Annotated in this window: 16 protein-coding genes and 2 tRNA genes; 3 read left to right on the forward strand and 15 right to left on the reverse strand. The window is 69.1% G+C overall.

Going from position 1 to position 18,253, the window contains the following annotated elements; genetic code table 11:
- The first annotated feature begins 82 nt into the window (after positions 1 to 82).
- Together AB0O44_RS01715 and AB0O44_RS01720 are read left to right on the forward strand one after the other, a co-directional pair.
- Positions 83 to 565: a hypothetical protein gene (locus tag AB0O44_RS01715; RefSeq protein WP_364133447.1), complete on the forward strand. Its 483-nt coding sequence runs from the start codon at positions 83 to 85 to the stop codon at positions 563 to 565.
- A 36-nt stretch (positions 566 to 601) separates the two neighbouring features.
- Positions 602 to 1,090: a hypothetical protein gene (locus AB0O44_RS01720; protein WP_364133450.1), complete on the forward strand. Its 489-nt coding sequence runs from the start codon at positions 602 to 604 to the stop codon at positions 1,088 to 1,090.
- Here AB0O44_RS01720 and AB0O44_RS01725 read toward each other — a convergent pair.
- From AB0O44_RS01725 to AB0O44_RS01765, 9 genes are all read right to left on the reverse strand, one after another.
- Entirely contained in the window at positions 1,087 to 2,154 is a 1,068-nt protein-coding gene (locus AB0O44_RS01725; RefSeq protein ID WP_364133453.1) for a UDP-N-acetylmuramate dehydrogenase, read from the reverse strand. The two genes, AB0O44_RS01720 and AB0O44_RS01725, sit on opposite strands and share 4 nt — an antisense overlap.
- 113 nt (positions 2,155 to 2,267) lie before the next feature.
- On the reverse strand, positions 2,268 to 3,545 hold the full coding sequence (locus tag AB0O44_RS01730; protein WP_364133455.1) for an MFS transporter: 1,278 nt from the start codon (positions 3,543 to 3,545) through the stop codon (positions 2,268 to 2,270).
- A gap of 15 nt (positions 3,546 to 3,560) precedes the next feature.
- Positions 3,561 to 3,998, reverse strand: a complete 438-nt coding sequence (locus AB0O44_RS01735) for a MaoC family dehydratase (protein WP_364133458.1) — start codon at positions 3,996 to 3,998, stop codon at positions 3,561 to 3,563.
- Between the two features lie 2 nt (positions 3,999 to 4,000).
- The gene (locus AB0O44_RS01740) at positions 4,001 to 4,480 is read right to left on the reverse strand and encodes a MaoC family dehydratase N-terminal domain-containing protein (protein ID WP_364133461.1); all 480 of its coding nucleotides are present in this window, start codon (positions 4,478 to 4,480) and stop codon (positions 4,001 to 4,003) included.
- A 19-nt stretch (positions 4,481 to 4,499) separates the two neighbouring features.
- Positions 4,500 to 4,724, reverse strand: a complete 225-nt coding sequence (locus AB0O44_RS01745) for a DUF3188 domain-containing protein (protein WP_290255982.1) — start codon at positions 4,722 to 4,724, stop codon at positions 4,500 to 4,502.
- Between the two features lie 69 nt (positions 4,725 to 4,793).
- On the reverse strand, positions 4,794 to 5,648 hold the full coding sequence (locus AB0O44_RS01750) for a DUF2797 domain-containing protein (RefSeq protein ID WP_364134643.1): 855 nt from the start codon (positions 5,646 to 5,648) through the stop codon (positions 4,794 to 4,796).
- Positions 5,649 to 5,740: 92 nt separating this feature from the next.
- A complete protein-coding gene (locus tag AB0O44_RS01755) occupies positions 5,741 to 6,604 on the reverse strand; it encodes a CoA ester lyase (RefSeq protein WP_290255983.1) in 864 nt (287 codons plus the stop codon).
- A 145-nt stretch (positions 6,605 to 6,749) separates the two neighbouring features.
- Positions 6,750 to 7,697 (reverse strand): aldo/keto reductase, encoded by a 948-nt coding sequence (locus AB0O44_RS01760; RefSeq protein ID WP_364134646.1) that lies wholly within the window; start codon positions 7,695 to 7,697, stop codon positions 6,750 to 6,752.
- Positions 7,698 to 7,726: 29 nt separating this feature from the next.
- Entirely contained in the window at positions 7,727 to 9,433 is a 1,707-nt protein-coding gene (locus AB0O44_RS01765) for a glycoside hydrolase family 13 protein (protein ID WP_290255985.1), read from the reverse strand.
- Positions 9,434 to 9,516: 83 nt separating this feature from the next.
- On the opposite strand from AB0O44_RS01765, the gene AB0O44_RS01770 reads away from it, so the two are divergent.
- Positions 9,517 to 10,740, forward strand: coding sequence for an ROK family protein (locus AB0O44_RS01770; protein WP_364133465.1), 1,224 nt, complete (start codon positions 9,517 to 9,519; stop codon positions 10,738 to 10,740).
- Positions 10,741 to 10,749: 9 nt separating this feature from the next.
- Here AB0O44_RS01770 and AB0O44_RS01775 read toward each other — a convergent pair whose 3' ends face one another.
- From AB0O44_RS01775 to AB0O44_RS01800, 6 genes are all read right to left on the reverse strand, one after another.
- Positions 10,750 to 12,321: a Na+/H+ antiporter gene (locus tag AB0O44_RS01775; RefSeq protein ID WP_364133468.1), complete on the reverse strand. Its 1,572-nt coding sequence runs from the start codon at positions 12,319 to 12,321 to the stop codon at positions 10,750 to 10,752.
- A 126-nt stretch (positions 12,322 to 12,447) separates the two neighbouring features.
- Positions 12,448 to 13,107 (reverse strand): NAD(P)H-binding protein, encoded by a 660-nt coding sequence (locus tag AB0O44_RS01780; protein WP_364133470.1) that lies wholly within the window; start codon positions 13,105 to 13,107, stop codon positions 12,448 to 12,450.
- Positions 13,108 to 13,168: 61 nt separating this feature from the next.
- Positions 13,169 to 15,361, reverse strand: coding sequence for an acyltransferase family protein (locus AB0O44_RS01785; RefSeq protein ID WP_364133473.1), 2,193 nt, complete (start codon positions 15,359 to 15,361; stop codon positions 13,169 to 13,171).
- A 248-nt stretch (positions 15,362 to 15,609) separates the two neighbouring features.
- Positions 15,610 to 15,686 (reverse strand) — tRNA-Met (locus AB0O44_RS01790).
- A gap of 61 nt (positions 15,687 to 15,747) precedes the next feature.
- Positions 15,748 to 15,819, reverse strand: a tRNA-Thr gene (locus AB0O44_RS01795).
- A gap of 256 nt (positions 15,820 to 16,075) precedes the next feature.
- Entirely contained in the window at positions 16,076 to 18,088 is a 2,013-nt protein-coding gene (locus AB0O44_RS01800; protein WP_364133476.1) for a DEAD/DEAH box helicase, read from the reverse strand.
- Between the last annotated feature and the right edge of the window lie 165 nt (positions 18,089 to 18,253).

Below are 18,253 nucleotides of genomic sequence, written 5' to 3' on the forward strand. Positions count from 1 at the left end.
GCCCTCCGTCCGCCTGCGGGAACATGCGGAACCCCCGGAGCCCTCCCAGCGTCCGCCCAGCCGGAGTCCTTAAACTGGATCAATGACATTGGGAGACGTGTGGCCCCGGCTGCGGCCGCTGTGCCGGAGGCTGGCCCTGCTGGGCTGGGCCGCCAGCGCGGTGGGCATGGCCGCGGGACTCGCCGTCGCCATCGCCAGCGGCACCCGCCTCTCCCCCCTGATGACGACGTTCCAGACGGTCTCCGTGGCCGCCATGGCCGTCGCCGTCGTGAGCTTCGCGACCGCCGCCACCCTGCAGCCCCGGCGGACCCCCAGGGAGCAGGAGCGCCGGGACCTGGAGCTGGACCCGGGCGCCGCGTTCCCCGCCACGGTGCAGAGCCTGCTGCTGGGGTCCCTGGCCCTGCTGGCCGGAGCGGTGGCGTTCGCGTGCGCCGGGCTGATGCTGCGCAGCGGCCCGAGCGTGCAGTCCGTGGCCTTCTGCCAGGTGTTCCTCCTGGGTGCGGCCGCCTCCGGCTTCACGTTCATGCTCTTCACCAAGGTGGTCCCGCGGCGGGGACGCAACTAGCCCGCTGCTGACGCGGCCCCCCCGTAGGCTGGTCCGATGACTGTGGGGAGTTTATTCGGCGGGGTGGGACGCGCCGGCCTCTTGTGGCTGTCGCTGGCCACCCTTGCCGTCGCAGCAGGAACCGCCGCGACGGTGGGGGCCCTGGGCCAGGAGGCGGGCGGACGCGACCCGGAGCCCTATCTCATCTGGGGAATCTTGGGGTTGGCCGGCGGGTACGCCTCGCTCTCGGCCGGAGGCCGGGCGGTCGCTGCGGCGCCTGGGAAGATCAGGCTGCTGCGCGGCTGGCGTGAGCATCCCCGTTCGGTCCACGTGCTGGTGGTGCTGACCGCCCTGGGCACGGCGGCATCCATCGCTGCCATGGTGCTGGGCTTGAACCATGCTTTCGGCGGGATACGGGACAGCACACTTTCCGCGGCCGTCTATTACCCCACCATGGCGCTGGCGGGCTGGGCGCACGCGCTGGCGGCGTCGGCGCTGAAGACCCGCGCACGGCAGGAAGAACCCGCCCCGGATCCCGTGGGCTAGAGTTCGACGCCGATCAACAGCGGTTCGGGATGCAGCTCGATGCCGAACCGGTCGGCGACGCCACGGCGCACCTCGCGGGCGATGGCCAGCACATCATCGGTGCTGGCGCCGCCGCGGTTGGTGATGGCGAGGGTGTGCTTCGTGGACAGGGAGGCCCGGCCGCCGGACACGCTGTCCGGTTCAAGGCCAAAGCCCTTGCCGAAGCCGGCCCGGTCGATCAGCCAGGCCGCGGAAAGCTTGACCATGCCTTCGGCGCCCGCGGGGAACCGGGGCGCGTCGGCCGGCAGCCGGTCTGCGGTCTCGGCCGGCACGATCGGGTTGGTGAAGAATGACCCGGTGGAGTATGTATCGCGGTCCTCGGCGTCCCAGACCATGCCCTTGGAGGCCCGCAGCCGCAACACCTCGCGGCGGACATCGTTGGAGTAGGCCCGCTGGCCGACCTCGACTCCGAGGGCCCGGGCCAGCTCGGCGTAGCGAATGGGGGCGCTCATGCGTCCCAACGGAAGCTGGAATTCGACCGTGAGGACCACGTAGCGGGGCGAACCCTCGACGGTGGTCTGCTTCAGGATCGAGTCGCGGTAGCCGAACTTCAGTTCGGAATTGGTGAAGGTCTGCACGGCGTTCCGCTGCCGGTCCCAGGTGCGGACCGCGGCGATGGTCTGGGACACGTCAGCCCCGTAGGCGCCGACGTTCTGGACCGGGGTGCCGCCGGTGGCGCCGGGGATGCCGGAGAGCGCCTCAATGCCCGACCAGGCGTGCCTGACGGCGTGTTCCACCAGGGCGTCCCAGTTGTGACCGGCCTGGACCACGACGGCAACGCCGCCGCAGGAGTCCTCGGCGTTGACGGTGAACCCCTCCGAGGCGATCTTCACCACCGTGCCGGCGAACCCGCCGTCGGCTACCAGGAGGTTCGAGCCGCCGCCGAGGATCAGCACCTCCTCCCCCGCGGCGTCGGCGGTGCGGACGGCGTCGATGATCTCCGCCTCGGTCCGGGCCTCCACATAGCGGGCGGCGGGACCGCCGACGCCGGCGGTGGTCAGGGAGGAAAGCAGAGTCTGGGTCACCCCTCCAGCCTAGCCGCGTTCGGCGGCCCCTCCGAAAGCCGGGGTGCCCGCCCGGGGAGACAGGCCGGCACCCGCGTGTGAATGCGGCTGGCACCGGACCGGCGGGCCAGGAGTCAGGCGGCCTTCCGCGCCACCGGGGAGAGCAGGAAACTGACCACCAGCATCACCATCACGGCCAGCAGGGAGTGCAGGATTCCCACGTGCTCGGCCAGCAGTCCCAGCAGCGGCGGGCCGCAGAGGAACGCGCCGTAGCCGATGGTGGACACCACGGAAACCCGCGCCGCGGCGCGCACGGGATCGTCGGCCGCAGCGGACATCCCCACCGGGAAGCCCAGGGACGCGCCGAGTCCCCAGAACGCGAGGGCCACGTAGGCCAGCCACGGCACCGGGGCGAAGACGAACAGGGCGAGGCCGCCGACGGCCAGCGCGGCGCACCAGCGCATCACCGGGACCCGGCCGAAGCGGTCCAGCGCCACGGTTCCGGCGAACCGGCCCACGGTCATGAAGGTGACGAACAATCCGTACCCGGCGGCCCCGGCGGCCTGCGTCTGGCCGTGGCCGTCGGCCAGCGCCAGCGCCACCCAGTCCCCCGCAGCCCCCTCGGCGAGGGCCAGGCCGAGGACCAGCACACCCAGCAGCAGGGTCCTGCGGTCGCGCCAGGCCTGCGCGATCTGGCGTTTGTTGTCCAGAGGCGCGGCCGCGTCCTGGGTGGCCTGGCTGATCACGGGGATGGGCCCGGTGGACGGGTCCTCGAAGGGATCGGGGCCAGCGGGGGTGAAGGGTTCGTCGGCGGTCACAGGGGTGACGTCAGCGCGGAACCAGGTTGCGGCCGTAGCCACGGATCCGGCGACGAGGGCGCCGACGGCGGCCAGGTGCCAGGCGACCGGGATCCCGGCGCCGGCGGCCCACGCTCCGGCGCCGGCCCCCGCGACCGTTCCGAGGCTGAAGGCGCCGTGCAGGCGCGGCATGATGTGCCGGCGCACAGCCCGCTCGACGGCGGCCCCCTCGACGTTGGAGGCGGTGTTCCAGCTGGCGGTGCCCAGGCCCACCACCACCAGCCCGGCCGCGACCGCGAGCGGGCTGACCAGGATGGAGGTGCCGATGCCGGCGATCACCAGCCCGATGCCCACCATGATGCTGCCGATCCGGATGGTCTGCTTGGACCCGAAGTGCAGCACGATCAGCCCGGACGCGGACACGGAGACGAAGGACCCCAGCGTCATGCAGAGCAGCAGCAGGCCCACGGTGCCGGGAGTCAGGTCCAGCCCGTCACGGATGGCGGGGATGCGGGACACCCAGCTGGCGAAGGCGACGCCGCTGAAGGCGTACGCCGCGACCACCGCGTTGCGCCACCGGGTGATCTCGGTGGCCTGCGGGGTTCCGACCGTCACGGCAGCGCCATCGGGTCAGGCCACCTTGACGACGGCCTGGGCCTTCATCAGGACCTTCTGGCCGCCCGAGACGACGGTGAGGTCCACGCGTGCGGTGCCCGCCTCGGCGTCGAGCGCGCCGATGACGGCAGCGACCTCGATCACGGCGCCGGCGTCGGGCGTTCCGGTGGTGTCCGCGACGGGGACGGGCTTGCTGAAGCGGGTCTGGAAGTCCACGACGGCGGCGGGGTCGCCGGCCCAGTCGGTGACGAGCTGGACGGCCGCGCCCATGGTGAACATGCCGTGCGCGATCACGCCGGGCAGGCCGACACCGGTGGCGAAGGCCTCGTTCCAGTGGATGGGGTTAAAGTCTCCGGAGGCGCCGGCGTACTTGACCAGGTCCGTGCGGGTGACCTCGATGGTGCGGCTGCCCAGGTCCTGGCCGACCGTGAGTTCTGTGAAAGTGGGGGTCATGGTTACTGTCCCTCTCCGCGGACCAGGATGGACGAGGTGGTGGTGGCGACCGGGACGCGCTGCCCGGAATCCGCCCCGGCGTCGTCACCGGTGACGGCGAAGATTTCGGCGCGGGTGGTGATCATGGCCCCTCCGCCCATGGCGCGGACGCCGTCGACGTGCAGCTCGGCGACCAGCCGGTCCCCTGCCGTGATGGGGCGGTGGTGGACGAAGCGCTGGTCCGCGTGGACCACGCGGGAAAAGTCGATGCCGGAGGCAGGGTCCGCGATCAGCTGGGCGTCGGCGCGCTGGGCGACGATGATGGCGAAGGTGGGCGGTGCCACCAGGTCCGCGTGGCCCAGCGACCGGGCAGCCTCGACGTCGAAGTGGGCGGGGTGGGCGGCCTTAACGGCGCGCGCGAATTCGCGGATCTTTTCCCGGCCGACGTCGTACACCTCTGCGGCAGGGTAGCTGCGTCCCTGCAGGTCCGGATTAATAGTCATGAGTCCAGCCTAGCGGCCGCTACCGCTGGAGTTTTTTGCGGATCGCCTGGCCGCGGACCACCATGCCGGCGATGTGCAGGATGAGGCCGGCGCCGATCACGCCGAGGGCGGTGAAGGACAGCGCCTGGTTACCGGTGGAGTTGCCGATCAGGGTGAGGATGATGCCGGCGGCGATCAGTCCCATGGCTCCGAAGACGAGCACCTTGTAGCGGGTCGGCGCGGTGGCCCAGAATTCGTTCAGCACCCTGCCATTCTACGGGGCCGGACCGGGCGGCCCGCCCCGGTTTGGAGGCCCCGGTGTGGAGGCTCCGGCTCAGAAGAGCGACTCTTGGACCGCCGGCACGTCGGAGTGGTGCTCCCCGGTTTCCAGCAGGCGTCCCTTCAGGTCTCCGAGGTTGACGACGAACTCCGGCCCGTTGTCCATCAGGCCGGCGAGGGCGATCCCGCCGCTCAGGGACCGGATAGTGAAGCCGTGGGCGTCGGCGGCGAGGGGGTGCGGGTACGGGTGCCGGGGGCTGTGGCCGCAGGCCAGGTCCGCCAGCGCAGGCCGGGTCCAGGGTTCGTCCACCACTTCGTACCCGTCGCCGCCGGCCACACTCAGCAGCGCCCTGGCCCGTTGAGCTTCCTCGGCGTTGCGGGCATCGATCTCGGCCGCGGGGCGCGGGTCGGCCAGGCCGGCGGCTTTGGCGGCGGACCGGATCTGTTGGGGCAGGCCGGCGTCCCGGGTGACCAGGTCCTCGAGCAGCCGAACGATCCGGCCGTCGTCGGCCCGGGCAATGTACCGTGCCGCCACTGTGCCCTGTTCGGCGAGCCGGTGCCATTTCCGGAGCGCGGAGGCCGTGCCCACCTTGGTGGCGCCGTGGGCGAAGGAGGCGACGTAGAGCCAGTGCGGCTGCATCAGGTAGGCCCGCAGGCCGGGCGGGACGCGGCCGCCGCGGTGGAAGTCGTGGATCAGGCGGGAATCGTCCGCCGCGAAGCAGGGGCCGCACTGGTTTCCGCGCTCGGCGTGAGCGTTCCGTGGGCAGGGGATGTGGTCCCGCTCGGCCGGGCCGTGCACCCTGTGGTGGCCCAGGCAGTGTTTGCCGGGGACGGAGATCCGGAACCCGAGCCGGGTTCCGGCGTCGAGCTCCACGTCCCGGAAGCCGCCCGCGGCGTCCTGGACGCGCAGGGCGGCGCGGGGATTCTCCGGTTGATCCCAAAAGACCCCGTGAACCAGCTCGTTGGCATGGGTCACGGGGTCTCCTGACGGGTCGGGCGCGGCTACAGGGCCGGCTGCACCCCAAAGGCTACCGCGAGCTTCATGATCTTCTCGGCGCGGCCCAGGCGCGGCAGGTCGGAACCGTCGCGGATGACGCGGCCGTTGGCCTCGAAGTCGGCCATGAAGTCCGTGGCCCAGGCGACGTCCGACGGCGTCGGGCTGATGACCTCGTTGATGACATGGGTCTGGTCGATGGCCAGGCACAGCTTGCCGGTCATGCCCATCATCACGGTGATGCCGGTCTGCTCGCGCAGGATCGGGTGGTTGGTGCCCACCGTGGGGCCGTCGATGGGGCCGGGCAGGTTGCCGACGCGGCTGGCGACGACGAGCTTGGCGCGCGGGTAGGCCATGGCCTCCGGGGTGGCGGCCATGCCGGTGTCGCGGCGGAAGTCACCGGAGCCAAAAGCGAGGCGGAACGCGCCCTGGGCCTTGGCGATGTGGTTGGCTTCCTCGATGCCGACGGCGGACTCAACCAGCGGGATGACGGGGGTCTTGCCGTCCATGCGGTGGAAGCTCTCGGTGACCTGGTCCGCGGACTCGGTCTTGGCCAGCATCACGCCGAGCAGTCCGGGGGTGCCGCGGAGGCCGGCGAGGTCGTCGGCCCAGAACGGGCTGGTGGCGTCGTTGATCCGGACCCAGGCGTTGCCGCCCGCGGTCAGCCAGTCGACGACGTGCTGCCGGGCCTGGTCCTTCTGGGAGGGGTCCACCGCGTCTTCGATGTCCAGGATGATCGCGTCGGCGCGGGACTCCGAGGATTCGGTGAACAGCTCCGGCTTCATGGCGTTGACCAGCAGCCAGGAGCGGGCGATCTCGGCCGGGACATTGCGTTGGGGCCGGACAATCCCGGCGGTGGTCGTAGAGGTCATGCCTCTACGCTAGCCGCCCGGAACGTCCGGCCGCCAAGTACTACCCCGGTTCCGGGCGACCATTACGACCAAAATCACGTTCCCGCCGCCCACGGGCCGTCAGATGGGGCTTGTAAGAGCCTCGCCTGCCGGCCCGTGGGATGGGTTAGGGGATGTTGCTGCCGCGGGCGGTGATCCAGAGCCGGTACCACTCGGGCCGGGTCATGGCCGCGGCCACGTCCGCCGCACCGGCGCAGGCGCGGATCCGCTCCGGGTTGGCGCTGCCGATCACCGGAGAGATGCCGGCCGGATGCTTCATCAGCCAGCCGAGCACCACGGCTTCGCCGGTGGTGCCCTTCTCCGCCGCCATCGCGGCGACGAGTTCCGCCGTCGCGCTTGCGGCGGCATCCCCACCGCCGGCCGCCCCGGTATACCGGCCCTGGGCCAGCGCCCCGTAGGCCTGCAGCCCGATGCCACGGCGGACGCAGTGCTCCACGGTGCCGTGCGGAAAGCTGTAGTCCGTCCCGTCGGCGTGGTTCACCAGGACCGTGCTCTCCAGCCAGGCCCGGGCCCCGAGACTCATCTCCAACTGGTTGGCCACGACGGGTGCTTCCAGCCGGTCCTGCAGCAGCTCGATCTGCGCCGCGGACATGTTTGACACGCCGACCGAGCGGACCTTGCCCTCGGCCATGAGGCGGCCGACGGCGGAGGCCACCTCGGCCGGATCCAGCAGGGGATCCGGCCGGTGCAGCATCAGCACGTCCACGTAGTCCGTCTTGAGCCGGGCCAGGCTGCCGTTGACCCGTTCCCGGATCGCCTCGCCGCTTAGGTCGTAGTAGGCGTCGAGTCCGTTGTCACCCAGCCGGATCCCGCACTTGGTCTGCAGCCGGATCCGCTCGCGCAGGCCCGGCGTCCGTGCCAGCACCTCGCCGAACACCGCCTCGGCCTTGCCGCCGCGATAGATGTCGGCATGGTCGAACAGGGTGATGCCGGCCTCCAGGGCGGCATCAACCGCGGCCGCCGCCTGATCGACGTCGGCAGAGGTGTACGGCTCCGCCGACCAACTGCCGCCCAGACCCATGCAGCCATAAATCAGTTCCTGGACGGGGTTCAGTTCCTTGACGGGGGGCACTTCTTCGGCACTCACCGCAGCCAGACGGTGGTGTTGCCGGGCAGCCGGCCGCCGTCGAGGGGTCCGCTGCTGATCAGGACCTCACCGGCGGGCAGGTCGACGGCGTCGGAGCCGAAGTTCGTCACCGACTGCCAGCCGTCGTGCCGGCGGAAGTGCAGGACACCCGCGTCGCTGTTCTCCACCCATTCCAGTTCCTCGGAGGCCTGCAACTCACGGCGGAGCTTGAGGGCCTTGCGGTAGAACTCCAGGGTCGAGCCCTCTTGGCCGTCCTGGGCGGCGACGGCGTAGCGGCCGAACCATTCGGGCTGGGGCAGGTGGGCACGTCCGGCGCCGAAGCCGAAGGAGCTGCCCTCGGTTTCCCAGGGCAGCGGGACACGGCAGCCGTCGCGGCCGATCTCGACGCCCTTGTTGCGGAAGAACGTGGGGTCCTGACGCTCGGAGTCCGGGATTTCGCCGACTTCCTGGAGGCCCAGTTCCTCGCCCTGGTACAGGTAGGCAGAGCCGGGCAGCGCCAGCATCAGCAGAGTGGCGGCCCGGGCGCGGCGCAGGCCGAGTTCGATATCGAGTTCCTCGGCGGGGGCGCCGGCGAGGAGCCACCCCTTGCCGTCCTGGCCCTTGGCGTGCTTGCCGCCGCCCTGCGGGAGGCCGTAGCGGGTGGCGTGCCGGACGACGTCGTGGTTGGAGAACACCCACGTAGACGAGGCACCGGACTCGGTGGCCTCGGCGAGGTTACGGGTGATGATCTCGCGGAACTCGTCGGCGTCGAAGTCGGCCTGCAGCAGGTCGAAGTTGAACGCCTGGCCCAGGCCCTGCGGGCTAGCGTAACGGGCGCGGCGGCTCGCGTGGACCCAGGCTTCGGCGACGGCGGTGCGCGGCGGGTTGTATTCGTTGAAGACCTCGCGCCACTCGACGTAGATCTCGTGCACCTCGTCGCGGTCCCAGAACGGGTGCGAGCCGTCGATGAAGCCGTCGGTGCCGGTGTTGGCCTCGCTGAGTTCCAGCTTGGAGAGCAGCGGCTCGGTCAGGTCCTTGGTTAGGGCGTGGGCGACGTCGACGCGGAAGCCGTCCACGCCGCGGTCGGACCAGAAGCGCAGGGTCTTCAGGAAGTCATCCCGGATCTCGCGGTTGGACCAGTTCAGGTCCGGCTGTTCCTTGGCGAAGATGTGCATGTACCACTGGCCGGGCGTGCCGTCGGGCTCGGTGATGCGCTCCCAGGCGGGGCCGCCGAAGACGGATTCCCAGTCCGAGGGCGGGATCTCGCCGTTCTCGCCCTTGCCATCGCGGAAGATGTAACGCTCGCGGGCATCCGAGCCGCGCGGGGAGGCAAGGGCCTCCTTGAACCATTCGTGCCGGTTGGACGAGTGGTTCGGGACGATGTCGGCGATCAGCTTGATCCCGGCGGCGTGCAGCGCGGCGGACATCTCGTCGAAGTCGGCGAGGTTACCCAGCTTGGGATCGACGTCGCGGTAGTCGTCGACGTCGTAGCCGCCGTCGGCGAGGGCGGACGGGTAGAACGGGGAGAGCCAGACGGCGTCAATGCCGAGGGCCTTCAGGTACGGGACCTTGGCGGTGATGCCCTTGATGTCACCGATGCCGTCGCCATTGGAGTCGGAGAAGCTGCGCGGGTAGATCTGGTAGACGGACGCCTGGCGCCACCAGTTCGGGTCGGCGGCGGCGTCGGATCCGGACAGGGTGGCCAGCGTGGCGGTGTTCGACAAGTGAAGTCCTTTTGAGAGCCGGGTCTGATACTTTGGACAGCATAATTTAGATAGAAACTAAATCTATTACCGCTCAATTATGGGTGCCGCGTTACAGGGAGGTCAAGATTCCGCAGCCGCACGCCGCCGGTACGCCGCAGTCCCTCCGCCGGGTCAACGCCCAGGCGGTTCTCGCCGCCGTCCGGACCACGGAGGTGGCCACCGGCACCGGGCTGATGGCAGCCACCGGACTCACCCGTGCCACCGTGATCGCCGTGTGTGAGGACCTCGTCCGGAGCGGCTGGCTAAGGGAGCTGGACACCCCGGCCCGCGAAGGCGCCTCCCCCTCCGCCGCCGCCGGCAAACCGCGCAAGGGCCGGCCCGCGCGGCGCTTTGAACTGAATGCCCGCGCCGGCGTCGTCCTCGGCGTCGACATCGGCGCGGGGACCACGACGGCGGCCGTCGCGGACCTGCGCGGCACCGTCCTCGGCCGGGCCAGTGCGGCCTTCCGGGCCACGGACATCCCGGCGGCGGAGCGCGTCAGCGTGGTGGACCGGGCCTGCCTGGACGCACTCCGGGAGGCCGGCCAGACCCCGGAGAAGGTGCTGGCGGTGACGGCCGGCATCGCCGCCCCGGTCGACCGGGAGGGTGCCGTCCTCGCCGCCCAGCACTTCTGGACCCTGTTCGACGTCGGGCTCCGCTCCGCCCTCCACGAACGGCACGGCTGGCCGGTGCGGCTTGAGAACGACGCCAATCTCGCGGCCCTGGGCGAACGCTGGCGCGGAACCGGCGCCGGGGTGGCAGACCTGGTGGTGCTGCTGGCCAGTGAACGCCTCGGCGCGGGGGTGCTGGAATCGGGCCGGCTGCTGCATGGCCGGGCGGGCGGTGCCGGGGAGATGGGATTCCTGTCCCTCGTGGAGGGCGTGGGCTCCAGCGCGGGCATCGCGAGCCTGGCCAGGACGTGGCAGGCGGAGGCCGGGGGTCCCACCGGCGGCGGTCCGGCGGGGGCCCGGCGGGTCTTCGCCGACGCCGCGGCCGGGGACGCTGCCGCGCTGGAGATCCTCGACCGCCTCGCCGAGCGGATGGCCCGGGTGATCGCCGCGATCGCGAGCTTCATCAACCCCGAGCAGGTGGTGATCGGGGGCGCCGTCGCCGATTCCGCGGGCGCGCTGCTGCCCGGCATTAGTGCCGCCCTGCCGGCCCTGACCGCCACTCCCCCGCGAGTCACCGTGTCCACGCTGGGGGATACGATCGTGACCGTCGGAGCCGTCCGGCACGCCCTGGACTACGTCGAGGCGAACGCCCTGGACCTGCGGCTGGTGATGTAGCGGCTGCTGCTACTCCGGCATGGTCATGGTGCGCAGGTCCAGCTGCCTCAGCACCCGGTCCGCCACCTCGGGGTCCATATCCGGTTCGTTCCGGGCGGCCACGACTTCCTGGCGGGCTGCGTCCAGGGCGATGGTCTGAACCGCGATCGCCAGCTCCCGGCCACGCTTGCGCTTGTCCCCCAGGCTTTCGTTGCGCAGGCTGCCGTCGAGCAGCTCGGCGTGCAGGCGGGTCATCTTCTCCTTCACCAGCGCCACCTTCTCCGGCGGCAGCTCCTTCATCAGCTGATGGTCCTTCAGGGCGGCGACGGCGGCCTGCTGGGCCCGGGCGGCCAGAAGGCGGGCGGCATCCCGCTCCACGGACCCGTCCTCCGAGGCCTTCAGCACCCGCATCAGCCACGGCAGCGTCAGCCCGGGAAGCACCAGGGTGGCCAGCAGCACGGCGCAGGCAATGACCAGCAGCTCGCTGCGGGCCGGGAACGGTGTACCATCCTCCAGGGTAAGCGGCAGCGCGAGGGCCAGGGCCAGGGTGGCCAGCCCGCGCATGCCGCACCAGGTGAGGATCAGCACCTCCTTGGCGGAGGTCGGCCGCAGCGTGTTCTTGCCGCTGCGGGCCAGGCCAGACATCAGCGCCAGCCAGCCGAAGCGGACGGCGAAGACCAGGACGCAGATCACCGCTGCGGTGCCGGCCATGCCAAGGACCGCCGTGCCTTCGTCGTGGATGACCTGCCGGATCTCCAGGCCCACCAGCCCGAACGCCAGGCCCGTGACCAGCAGTTCCACGACGTCCCAGAAGGCGGTGCGGGTGATCCGCTCGGCGGCGTCCTGCGGCCGTGAGTGCCGCTGCACCTCGAGGGCGGTGACGACGACTGCGATGACGCCAGAGGCGTGGAGCTCCTCGGCGAGGATGTAGGCGGCGAACGGCACCACCAGGGTGACGGCGCTCCGGGCCACCATGGACTGCACCAGCCGGGTGACCAGGCCGGTGAGCCAGCCCATGGCAATCCCGACCCCCACGGCAAGGGCCGCGCCGAGCGCGAACTGGAGGACGACGTCGGGCCCCAGCTTGGTGCCCGAAACGGAGGCGGCGACGGCGGCCTGGAAGATGACGATGGCCGCCGCGTCGTTGAACAGGCCCTCGCTTTGCAGCACGGTGATCAGCCGGCGGGGCATGTGGACCCGGCCGGCGATGGAATCCACGGCGACGGGGTCCGGGGGTGCCACCATGGCCCCGAGGGCGATGGCGGCGGGGATGCCGATGCTCGGAATCATCAGCCAGGCGGCCCCCGCGACGACGGCGGTGGAGACCACCACCAGGGCGACGGCGAGCATGAGCAGGGTACGCCAGCGGACCCGGAAGACGGCCCAGGAGCTGCGCTGCGCGGTGGCGAAGAGCAGCGGCGGGAGGAAGACCGGCAGGATCAGCTCCGGGGTGATGTCCACCTCCGGGAAGCCGGGGATGAAGGTCAGTGCCACGGCCAGGATCAGCATCAGCACCGGGTAGGGCAGCCGGAGCCGGTCCCCCAGACCCACGGCCACGACGGTGGCCAGCAGTAGTCCAATAATGAGGGCCAAAAGATCCATGTGCTCACTTTCCCCGGGGTGATTGCTGCCGGCCCGTCGGCGCAATTGCCATTGCGGCGCGGCCGGGAGCCCCTACCACCCTACCGGGGGCGCGCCTGCGCCCCCGGGCCCGGGGATCGGTACGGCCTAGACCAGGGACTTGAGGGCGTCCGCCACGGGAGTCGAACCGTCACGGAATTCGATGGTGTGTCCCGCGGTCTTCGGCTCCGCCAGCACGGCGGCAGCGACCAGCGCGACGTTGGCGCGGGCGGTGCCGGTCCCGTCGGAGGTGTCGGCCGGGTTGGCTTCGATCAGGCCGTTGCCTTCGCCGTCGGTCAGCGAGCCCGGGCCCAGGATGGTCCAGTCCAGGCCGCTCTGGCGCAGGTGGGAGTCGGCAGCCGCCTTGGCCTCGGCGTAGGCGTGGAAGCTGTTGTCCTCGGGGACGCCATGGTCCGGCCCGGCGCCGAGGTAGGAGACCATGACGTAGCGGCGCACGCCGGCCTGGTCTGCGGCGTCCATGGAGCGGATGGCCGCGTCACGGTCGACGGCGTAGGTGCGTTCCGGGCTTCCGCCGCCGGCTCCGGCGGACCAGACGACGGCGTCGTGGCCGTCCAGCGCCGCGGCGATCTCCGCCGTCGTCGAGTTTTCCACGTCCAGCACCAGGGGGGTGGCGCCGGTGGCGGCGACGTCGTCCCGGTGTTCGGGGTTGCGGATGACCGAGGTCACCTGGGACCCGTCCTGGGTGAGGATGCCGGATAGTTTCAAGGCCACTTTGCCGTGGCCGCCGATGATCGCAATTTTCGTCATCGTTCCATTCTGTCCCACCCCGCCGACCATCGCACCCTTTGCGCTATCACGTCGGGGAGACCTAGCCGACCTGATCGGCAAATGCGGAAGCCAGTCCGGAGAGGACTTCTTTGTTGAGATGGTCCGGGTCGTAATAGATAGACACCCCTCCGATGGCCGAATAGCAGTTGCTGTCGTCGCAGAAGTAAGCGTTCAGATCTATGGGACGCACGTGGGGGCTCTGAATTCTGTCGACTGCTGCTCGGAGCGGGTCGGGTGGGAGCGCCCGATCCTTGGCCACTGCACAAGTCGCGGGGTCTGATGCGTGGATCGACACACAATCCGGGCTGCGCACTGCGCCATTCTGGGGAGGATCAAAGATTGGCAAAATTGTGGCCCCCGCGTCCAGCCATCGTTTCCAGTATTTGACTACCCCGTCTGCGTACTGAGCTGGCTGGCTCCTACCGGTGCCATCGTCAATCTGCTCTCCGGAAGCAAACATGCTGACGAAGACCTTGCTTGGCCGGTCCCGCTCCACCGCGGTGGCTACGGTCTGGCTCCATTTCTCGCAGCTGGCTTTCTTCGCCGGGTCGGCTGCTTGGCCTTGGTATCCGGCGTAAGGGGCGTCGACAAGTGGACAGCCACCGAAGTAGCTCCACTTCAGCTTCCAGTGACGTTTCTTAGCCAACTCGAAGACGGCTGTTTGCCATTGCTGCGCGTGGGAGTCTCCTACCAGCCAGACGGTCTCAGCCTTCGGGTCCCCGGCGGACAGATCGCAGGAGGCAGGGTGGCCCTGCAGTCCGTCTTTAAGGGTGTTGTCGTTTGTAGGGCACTCATCAGGGAATTGAGCGTAGGAATTCTGAGGACCCATGTTGGGCAACGTGACGGGAATCGTGAAGGGATTTCCGCAGTCCGCCTGTCGGTTCATCACCGAAGGGCCGTGACAGGGATTCGCGGCCAGCCTGTCCGCCAGCGCCTTGGCTTCGTTCGACTTCTCCACACTCAGAAGGCCCAGTCCAAAAGCTGCCAGAGCAACGGCGACCATTCCAGCCGTCAGGGACAAGAAGACGACTCGGACGCGCCCCCGGCTCGGCTGAGGTTCGATCCATCGGTCTTCCACCACGCGCTTGGTGGCCCAAGCCAGCACGAGCGCAATGAATAGCACACCGAGCTTCGCTCCAGTACCTGGTTCCGCGCCGAGGACAAAGGGCGCGACGACAATGAGCGGCCAATGCCACAAATACATTGAGTAAGAAATTGTCCCGAGAAACTGAACAGGAGAACTCGCCGTCACTCGTGCATGCCACATCCGTGCGCCGTCGGATCCAGCAAGAATCACTAATGCCGTTCCTAGTACGGGGAGGGCGACGGTCCATCCCGGGAACGGGGTGTTGCGGCCGAATGAAGCGGCACTGGCCAGAATGACGGCAAAACCCGCCAGTGCTGCGAGGTTGCGAACCCGCAGCGTAAGCGTCGGGATGGAACCAGCCAGAGCGACGGCCGCCCCGACTCCGAACTCCCACGCCCGGACATGAGTGACGAAGTACGCCTCGCTGGGTGCCACGGCCGTAACATAAACGCTGCAGATTAGCCCTCCCGCGGCAACGACGCCGACCGCCGCTTTCAGGACAGCTTCCGGGGACTTGGACGCCTTCCGGGCCGCCACATAGAGACCCATCAGACCGAGCGGCCACAGAAGGTAGAACTGTTCCTCCACAGAAAGCGACCAGAAGTGTTGCGCAACCGTGGCAGAGTCGTTCATTGCAGAGTAATTGACAGATTTGGCGGCCAAGAGCCAGTTCTCAACGTAGAACGTACTTCCCAGAACCTCCTGCACTGTTGCATTCCAGCGCGTGTAGGGAAGAAAAGCTCCCGCAAGCAGGACGGATGAAATCAACACAAGCAGGGCGGCCGGAATAAGGCGTCTGACCCGACGGGCGTAGAAGGCCGCGAGCCGGATCCTGCCACTTGCCCGCAGTTCTTTGGCCAGATGGGCCGTGATCAGGTAACCGGAAATAACGAAAAACACGTCGACGCCGACGTACCCACCCGGAACGCGCTGGGCCCAGTAGTGGTTGAGAACGACGAGGCCCACGGCCAGAGCGCGGAGCGCTTGGATGTCGGTCCTGAAACCCCGTCTCCGAGTGCTGACGACATCACGTCGAAGGAGCGGTGCGGGAGGGCCGCCTGGGCGGGAAACCGAAACTGACATAGTTCCTTTCGACGCAGCTTGAGGCCCACACCTCATCGCTCCGTGGTAGTAGCCGCGTCCCATGGGCGGACCCGACCATACAAACTGCTAGCTTGGGAAAAAATAATCTGGAGCGCGTGTAAGCGTCAGTCCGACAGCTCCAGTCACGCAACAACCGTCAACATTACGAGAAATTCAGTCGCACACCCACAAAGAGGGCACCGAGACCGCGAAGTTCCGGACTGTGTTGCCGGTGCGGGGGAGGCCCGTCACGAGGCTCGAGTCCCGACAAAAAAGGCCCCCAGAACTGTTGAGATTCCGGGGGCCTTATCTGGTAGCGGTGGGGAGGCTCGATCTCCCGACCTCACGATTATGAGTCGTGCGCTCTAACCAACTGAGCTACACCGCCACGAATGAGAAAAACCTGCGTCAAGCCGGTCAAAACCGCCTTGACGCAGGCCCTCATTCAGAGCCCCCCACCGGAATCGATCCGGTGACCTCGTTCTTACCAAGAACGCGCTCTACCACTGAGCTAGGGGGGCAACGAGTAAATACTCTACCGGAAGATTCCGCTCCCAACAAATCGGCGCAGCCGGCGGCCCGCTACCCCCAAAATCCGCGCCAGGAAGCGGATGCAGCGGCACCCGGGACCTCTGAAACAACGACGGCGGGACCCCTTCAGGCCCGGATGTGACGAAGGCTACGTTGCACCCGGACCGGGCCTCTGTGGGCGAACAAAAAAGGACGGACCGGCTCGCGATGAGCCGGCCCGTCCGGGTAGTGCTTAGCTACAGGTGGTTACCACTTGTTGCGGGGCTTGAAACCGCCCTCGGTCCGCGGCTTGCGGTCGCCGAAGCTGCGCTCGGAACGGTCGCTGTAGGAGCGGCCGCCGCGGTCCGCTGAGGACCGCTCGCCGCCGTCGTTCTTGCGGAACTCGCGCTTGAAGCCGCCGCTGCCCTTGAAGTTGCCGCTGCCGCCGGAGTAGCCGCCACGGCCGCCGTGGCCTGCGCCGCGGTCCCCGGAGGGCTTCCGGCCGTTGTCCAGCTCCAGGTGGATCAGCTCGCCGCCGATCCGGGTGCGGGACAGGGCCTTCAGCTGCTCGGGGCTGAGGTCCGCCGGGAGCTCCACGAGGGAGTGGTCCGAGCGGATGTCGATGCCGCCGATCTGGGCCGAGGAGATGCCGCCCTCGTTGGCGATGGCACCCACGATCGAGCCCGGCATGACGCGCTGGCGGCGTCCGACGGCGATCCGGTAGGTGGCGTTGCCCTCGGTGAGCGTGCGGGTCGGTCCGCGGGAGCCGAAGCCGTCCTTGGAGCGTTCGCGCTTCTGGTACTCGGGAGCCGCGGGCAGTTCCTTGACCAGCAGCGGCTGGCCGCCCTGGGCCATGACGGCCAGCGCCGCGGCGATCTCCGCGGCGGGTACGCCGTGCTCTTCCTCGTAGGAGGAGATCAGGTCACGGAACGCCGCGACGTCCTCGGACTCGAGGGTCTCGGTGATCTTGTCCGCGAACTTGCCCAGGCGCAGGGTGTTGACCGTCTCGGCGGTGGGCAGGTGCATCTGCTCCACCGGCTGGCGGGTAGCCTTCTCGATCGAGCGCAGCAGGTACTTCTCGCGCGGCGTCATAAACAGGATCGCCTCGCCGGAGCGGCCGGCGCGGCCGGTACGGCCAATCCGGTGCACGTAGGACTCGGTGTCGTGCGGGATGTCGTAGTTGATGACGTGGCTGATGCGCTCGACGTCGAGGCCGCGGGCGGCGACGTCAGTGGCGACCAGGATGTCGATCCGGCCTTCCTTGAGCGCGTCGACGGTGCGTTCGCGCTGCTGCTGCGGGATGTCGCCGTTGATGGCGGCAGCCTGGAAGCCGCGGGCGCGGAGCTTGTCGGCGAGGTCCTCGGTGGCCATCTTGGTGCGCACGAAGGCGATGACGCCGTCGAACTCTTCGACCTCGAGGATGCGGGTCATGGCATCGAGCTTGTGCGGGCCCATGACCTGCAGGTAGCGCTGGCGGGTGTTGGCGCCGGTGGTGGTCTTGGACTTGACCTGCACCTCGGCCGGGTTGTTCAGGTACTGCTTGGACATCCGGCGGATCTGGCCGGGCATCGTGGCGGAGAACAGGGCAACCTGGCGTCCCTCGGGGGTCTGCTGGAAGATCTGCTCCACGTCATCGGCGAAGCCCATGCGCAGCATCTCGTCGGCTTCGTCCAGCACCAGGTACTGGAGTTCGGACAGGTCCAGGGAACCCTTGGCGATGTGATCGATCACGCGGCCGGGGGTGCCGACAACAACCTGGGCGCCCCGCCGCAGGCCGGCCAGCTGCGGGCCGTAGGCGGAACCGCCGTAGACCGGCAGGACGGTGAAGTCGTCGATGTGCTTGGCGTAGGAGGTGAAGGCCTCGGCCACCTGGAGCGCGAGCTCACGGGTCGGGGCAAGCACCAGGGCCTGGGTCTTGCGGGACGGGCCGTTCAGGTCGTGCAGTTCGGCGAGCCGGGACAGGGCCGGCACCGCGAAGGCTGCGGTCTTGCCGGTACCGGTCTGGGCGAGGCCCACGACGTCACGGCCCTCGAGCAGCAGCGGGATGGTGGCCGCCTGGATCGGGGACGGCTTCTCGTAGCCGACGTCCTGCAGGGCGGCGAGGACGCGGCCATCGATGCCGAGGTCGACGAACTTGACGCCCTCTTCTTCCTGGCCGGCGTTCTCAGCGGGCTGCTCGGCCGGAGTCCCGGCGGCAGTGGCTTCGGTGGTCTCGACATCGTTCGTACCGGTCGCGGTGGCGGTTTCGGTGTCGACGGAGTGGTCCTGATTTTCGGGCATAGGTGATTCTTCCTCATCCATAGGGGCCAAGCGGCACAACCCGAGGTGAGCGGAGCCGCAGAACGCGTGACGCACTAACGCCGGGCATCCTTTGACCGGCCGGTCACAGAAGTCCGGCGCTTTCGCAATCCCTGGCAGGACTTCACGCTGCATCTCTTGGCTGCT

The organism is Arthrobacter sp. NPDC080082, assembly GCF_040686595.1.
GTDB lineage: Bacteria > Actinomycetota > Actinomycetes > Actinomycetales > Micrococcaceae > Arthrobacter.